At 66.8% G+C, this 5,973-nt stretch carries 5 protein-coding genes and 1 pseudogene; 1 reads left to right on the forward strand and 5 read right to left on the reverse strand.

All coding sequences use genetic code 11. The annotated features are described in order from the left end of the window. Positions 1-277: pseudogene (locus D7V97_RS44385) on the reverse strand (hypothetical protein); the annotation flags it as partial. 250 nt (positions 278-527) lie between these two features. Here D7V97_RS44385 and D7V97_RS38830 point away from each other — a divergent pair. Continuing rightward, entirely contained in the window at positions 528-1,709 is a 1,182-nt protein-coding gene (locus D7V97_RS38830) for a hypothetical protein (RefSeq protein ID WP_233583513.1), read from the forward strand. A 94-nt stretch (positions 1,710-1,803) separates the two neighbouring features. Here D7V97_RS38830 and D7V97_RS38835 read toward each other — a convergent pair whose 3' ends face one another. From D7V97_RS38835 to D7V97_RS38850, 4 genes are all read right to left on the reverse strand, one after another. Further along, the gene (locus D7V97_RS38835) at positions 1,804-2,754 is read right to left on the reverse strand and encodes a Hint domain-containing protein (protein WP_120615631.1); all 951 of its coding nucleotides are present in this window, start codon (positions 2,752-2,754) and stop codon (positions 1,804-1,806) included. A 218-nt stretch (positions 2,755-2,972) separates the two neighbouring features. After that, positions 2,973-3,923: a Hint domain-containing protein gene (locus tag D7V97_RS38840; RefSeq protein WP_120615632.1), complete on the reverse strand. Its 951-nt coding sequence runs from the start codon at positions 3,921-3,923 to the stop codon at positions 2,973-2,975. A 35-nt stretch (positions 3,924-3,958) separates the two neighbouring features. After that, the gene (locus D7V97_RS38845; protein WP_158623544.1) at positions 3,959-5,305 is read right to left on the reverse strand and encodes an SBBP repeat-containing protein; all 1,347 of its coding nucleotides are present in this window, start codon (positions 5,303-5,305) and stop codon (positions 3,959-3,961) included. An 11-nt stretch (positions 5,306-5,316) separates the two neighbouring features. Beyond that, positions 5,317-5,973 (reverse strand): hypothetical protein (locus D7V97_RS38850; protein WP_233583514.1); only part of this gene is annotated, 657 nt, incomplete at its 5' end.

A 5,973-nucleotide genomic window follows, 5' to 3' on the forward strand; every position in this document is an offset into this window, starting at 1 on the left:
GCACCTGGGCGCCCGGCTGGGACGCGACGAAATCCACCTGCTGCGTGGTGTCCACCGCGTAGCGGAACTGCTGTCCAGGCACCCAGGCCCGGGTCCCATCCGCTGGCTTCGTCGGCCCTGGCGCGGACTCCGGTCGCGTCCTGGCGGAGGGCGGGGACAGCACTCCCCCCGGCGGGGGCGCGGGCTCGTCACCCGTTCGGGTCGCCCCCCACCAGCCCACCAGGCCCAACACGGCGGCGAGCAACAGCAGGAGGCTGTGATGACGCTTCCAGGGCATGCGCATGGCTCCAATCGCTAGCATGGTCGCAACCTTTCGCCTAGACGTCACAGCCTGAAATGCCTGTTTTCATGGCTTGTGCAGAAAGGTGTGACTCGAAAAGCTTTTCAAAATACGCCCGGAGCGGCAAAGACTGCCATCACTGTGAGTGAATCAGTATTGACACTCAGAGTATGCGAATCTATCGTCTGCGGGTTTCCGTGTTTTTCATAAAATACGGTCAATGCAGAAAAATGCAGGTGGGGGTTCCATGTCAGTGATGCGTCTGTTCTCCGGCGTCGCCGCAGTGGTTTGTTCCGTCTTCATTCCCCAGGTCGCGCTCGCGCAGGTGCCGTCGTACTCCGATCCGGTCATCTATACGGTGGATACCGGAGCCTTCCCGGCGACGACGTATCCGTCGGGGTACTCGCTGGACAACAACTATCCCTGGAAGGCGTCGTACCCGTTCTCGCCGAACTACACGCCGTACGAGCAGCAGCTCATCATCAACCAGGAAGTCGCGCTGACGCACGGCTCGCTCGGCACCGACCCGGTGGATGGCAAGCCCCTCATCACCATTGATCAGGGCGTCATCCCGGAGGCCAACAACCAGAACGTGCAACCCGCGGTGACGGTCACCAACGACGGCGCGTCCCTGCCGACTGGCAACCAGCCATTCACCAAGAGCTACTACCGGAGCGAAGGGTTCGGCAACAGCCTGTTCGGTGCCGGCTATGTCATCGACGCGTCCATGACGGCCACTCCGTCCACGGGCGTCGCTGAGAAGCGGGTGGAGGCCTACGCGGAAGGCAAGGTCACGGCCACCGCGTTCAGCTACCAGAAGGAGGTCGTCCGCGGCCGCGCGGAGGTCTCCGGCCAGCAGGGTGGAAACAACAGCGGTACCGCGAAGGTGTACGCCATGGGCCAGCAGATCTGGTCCGGCAACCTGGTCTACAGCTTTGAAATCACGCCCATCAACTGGAGCCGCACGTTCTTCTCCGTGTCGAAGACGTTCATGGTCGGGCCCGTGCCCGTCCGGGTGGCCGCCTCCATCAGCGGTGGCGTGAAGCTGACCGTGTCCGGCCAGGTGGGGCCGACCGTGGCGCGCCTCACCGCCGCGGCGGGTGGCTGGGCGAACGTCACCGCCTCCGCGGGCGTGGACATCATCATCGCGGGCTTCGGCGTGGAGGGCAGCCTGTCGCTCATCAACATCAACCTGCCTGCCTTCGCCGAACTGTTCTGGCCCTTCTACTCGCTGGACTGGACCCTCAAGTCCACGCTCAACCTGAACGCCCTGTCCGGCACCCTCAAGCTGTACGTCCGGGTGGGCTTCTGGATCTTCAAGAAGACCTGGTGGCTGACCATCGCGAGCTGGGGGGGCATCAACCAGAACTGGAACCTGTACACCAACAACGGCTCCCTCATCCTGGGCATGGACCCGATGGGCATGTGACCCTGAAAAGGGTGCAGGGCTGAAATGAAAGCGGCCCGGAGACACTCCTCCGGGCCGCGTCTGTTTCAGGGGCCGCGTGTCATGGACGACACGCTCAGGGGGAAGGCAGGTTGCCTTCCGCGGTGTAGGGGACCGCGGAGTCCGGGACGTTGTCGCGCAGCAGGAGCCGGTTCAACTCATCCACATACTCGCTCTGGAAGCGCTGCGAGCCGCTGAGGAAGCCCTGCGCGACGACGATGTTGGAGGTGGGGTCCGTCGTCACCGGGCGCACGTTGTAGGTGCGGATCCACTCCAGGGACTTCTCCAGGGAGATGATGGGGTCGACCTTGCCGGCGCGGGTGACCAGGCTGTCACCCACGCCCAGCTCGCGGGCCTTCTTGAGGCTGCCGTCGGGGACGACGAGCGGGTGTTCGGTGGTGACGCGCAAGGAGCCGCCAGCCTCGGTGTGGAAGGTGACGATCTCCTGTTCGGCCAGCTTCGCGTCCAACGTGTAGCGCTCCACCTGGTTGTCCATGAAGGTGAGCGCGGAGAAGGTGGCGCCGGGCGTCAGGGTGACCAGGTCACGCCGGCCGGTCGCCAGGGCTTCGCCAATGGCCAGCGGACCGCGGGCCAGGAGGATCTCCTGGTCGGGGCTGTAGCACCCCGGTTCGCAGAGGGCATCCATCTGCACCGAGGCGGGCTTGTAGGTGCCGGGGATGTCGTACTGGATCTGCGCCCCCGTGTAGCCCGCCGTCGCGGAGCCCGGGGCGCCAGGGCCCGGCCAGGGGGCGTACATGTTGTTCGGGTCCACGTACACCGGGTACAGCCAGGTGCCCGCGAGCGAGGCGTTGTTCGCCTCCAGCGAGAACGACGAGTTCCAGAAGCGCATGTCCAGCCCGCCCCACTGCGTGGCGCCGTAGGGGTTGCCCTGCTGCCAGCGCTTGGCCCACTTCTGGCGCCCATAGGCCTGGTCCGGGCCGAGCTGATCGTAGGTGCACCGGTAGTTGTAGGGGACCCAGGTGCCACCGCCGCCGCCTCCCGGGTCGTCGGGGTCGGTCTCCATCATGAGGTTCTGGGGCTGGACCTGTTCAACGGGGGCTGCGACGGCGGCGCCCAGGGAGCTTCCCAGGGCAAGGACAAACAGCGGACGTGACAAGGGATTGCGCATGGCGTTGTTGAGGCGGGACGGGTGGGTTGACGGGGAAATGCGCACCAGGACAGGACGCAAGCGGGCACCGCCGTGAGCTTCCACGGCGGTGCCCGGTCTACTTCAGGGGACTGACTTCAGGGATTGAAGGGGACGACGGAGTCCGGCACGTTGTCGCGGATGATGAGGCGGTTGATCTCATCCACATACTCGCTCTGGAAGCGCTGCGAGCCGCTGAGGAAGCCCTGCGCGACGACGATGTTGGACGTGAGGTCCGTCGACACCGGGCGCACGTTGTACACGCGGGTGTGCTCGACGGACTTCTCCAGGGAGACGATGGTGTCGAACTTGCCATCCTGGGTGACCAGGCGGTCGCCCACGCCCAGTTCGTACGCCCGCTTGAGGTTGCCTTCGGGGACGACGAGCGGGTGCTGGGTGGTGACGCGCAACGAGCCGCCGGACTCCGTGTGGAACGTGACGAGCTCCTGGTCGGCCGCGTCCCGGTCCAGCGTGTAGTTCTCGACCTGGTTGTCCATGAACGTGAGCGCGGTGAAGGTCGCGTCAGGCGTCAGGGTGACCAGGTCCATCTGGCCGGACTCGAGCGCATCCCGGATGCCCATGGGGCCGCTGGCCAGGAGGATCTCCTGGTCGGGGCTGTAGCACCCCGGCTCGCACAGGCCGTCCATCTGGATGGCGGCGGGCTTGTAGGTGCCGGGGACGTCGTACTGGATCTGCGCCCCCGTATACGTCCCCGTCGGGCTGCCGTAGGCGCCGGGGCCCTGCCAGGGGGCGTACATGTTGTTGGGGTCGACGTAGATGGGATACAGCCACACCGGCGTCGCCGCGGCGGCGGCCTCGTTGGCCTCCAGCGAGTAGGACGAATGCCAGAAGCGCATGTCGAGCCCGCCCCACTGCGTGGAGCTGTAGGGGTTGCCCTGCTGCCAGCGCTTGGCCCACTTCTGGCGCCCATAGGCCTGGTCCGAGCCGAGCGCATCGAAAGTGCACCGGTAGTTGGTGGGTGCCCAGGCTGCGAACGCGGGCGTGGACAGCACAAGCGCGCCAAGGACTGCGGCGAGGTTCTTCATCATGTCTGCTCCCCTTCGTGGTGGGTGAGGCACTGCTGCTACGGGCTCGTCGAGAACTTCACGGCGAACACGTCCTGGCCGCCCTGATTGGAGCCGGGGCTGGCGAGATCTCCGCTGGTCGTCCCGACCGCGACCGCCGTCGTCGCGCTGGTCAGCACGATGTCCCGCACGTCATCGTCCGCGGTCGTTCCCCACTGCCAGGAGCGCACGCGGTTGCCGAAGCGGTCGTACTGCGCGACGAAGGCGTCCGTGCCGCCGTGGTTCTGCTCCGTCGTCATCTGCCCCGTCGTCCAGCCCGCCACATACGCGTTGCCCTGGGCGTCCACGGTGAGGCCCGTCGCGAGGCTCATCTTGTTGGCCGCGCCAATGCGCTTGACCCACCTGCGCTCGCCGCTGGTGGAGTAGCGCATCAGGAAGGCATTGGGGATGCCGTCGTTCTCCGCCTGGCCCGTCTCCAGGTTGCTGTAGGAGAGCGCGAGCACGTAGATGCGGTCGGAGCCGTCGGGGACGACCTCGAGGGCCGCGTCGATGTCTGGCGTTCCCACCTGCTTCGTCCACTGCGTGTTGTATCTGTCATCCAGCTGGCGGATGAAGACATCCGTGGAGCCCGCGGGCGCGCTGTCGCTCAGGGCGCCCTGGGTGGAGCCGACGAGCCACGTCGTCCCGTCCGCGCGCGTGGCCACGCCCTCACCCCGGTCGTTGGCGTAGCGGGAGGAGCCGAAGTTGGCGCGCCCGCTGGGCTCGCCCGCCGCGTCGAGCTCGTCCACGATGACGTCGAAGTCGTAGTCCTCGGAGTTCTGCTCGGCGCCCGTCAGGACGAGGTGTTGGTTGTTGGGCCGGATCGACGCCGAGAGCGCGTAGTCCTCGCCGGCGGTGCCACGCTGGACGATCCAGGTGCGATTGCCCGCGGCGTCATACCGGGCGGAGAAGAGGTCCGAGCCTCCCGCGGTGCGCTGACCGGGCATCTCGTCGGACGTGAGCCCCACGACATAGGCCGAGCCGTCGCTCGCCGAGACGACGTCCCAGGCCGAGTCGTCTCCGCGCGAGCCGAGCTGATGGGCCCACTGGAAATTGAGGCTGGTGTTCAGCTTCGCGAGGAAGATGTCCTGGCCGAGGCTCTTCTCGGCAGGTTCGCCAAAGTCGCCGTCGGTGTTGCCCGCGATGAAGACGTTGCCGTCCGGGTCCAGGCTGACGCCCGTGGGACGGTCGGTGCCAGTCGTGCCGAACTGACGCACCACGTCCTCCACGAAGGCATTCCCACAGAGGGGCTCCGGCTCCTCGCGCTGTTGGGCGTCCTGCTCCAGGAGTGTGGAGGACTCCGGTCCGCAGGCAGGACCGAGGCACAAGATGCCGATTGGAATCCACCACCGCTGATTGGAAGACATGCTGAGGCGCCTCATGGGTTGGTTGGGGGAAGCTGCTGTTGTTGCCGCGCCAGGGCCCAGAGCGCGTCGAAGCGCGTCCGGGCATAGATGAGCAGGTCGCCGTACTCGGTTCCCTGCGCCTGGGCGATGAGCTGCTCGGCGCGGGGCCGGTCGTTGTGGAGGAGGATCATCATCAGCTCCACCTTGTCGCCGGAGAGCGAGCGCCGCAGTGACTGCTCCTGCATGGCATTGAGGTTCTGCGCCGACACCAGCGAGGCGACCGTGTCCAGCACGTGCGCACGCTCGGGGTTCTGCGTCCACTCGAGCGCCATGCCCAGGTACTCGACGCGGTAGAGGCGGCGGAACTGGTTGTCTTCGTTGAAGGTGACCTCCGTCTGGGCCAGGAGGTCCTGCTTCGCCGCGGCGATCTGCTCACGGTCCTTGTAGATGCCGTGGAGCAGCTCCCGCTCCTCGGGCTTGAGCAGCACCTTGCGCTGGAGCTCGCGGAACTGCGCCAGGTCCGGGTTGCCCGCCATCATCTTGTCGCGCAGGTCATCCACGAACATGCGCGGGCGGCCCGGGTCCGCGGGCGCTCCCTCGCGGCGCGGCGCTCCGCTGCCCTCCGTCCCAGGTGGCCCCGGCGTGTGCGAGGGCATGGGCCGGACGGCGGCAGGCGCGGGGGCCTGGAC

Origin of the sequence: Corallococcus sp. CA053C (assembly GCF_003611675.1) — a bacterium.
In the GTDB taxonomy this organism is placed as follows: domain Bacteria; phylum Myxococcota; class Myxococcia; order Myxococcales; family Myxococcaceae; genus Corallococcus.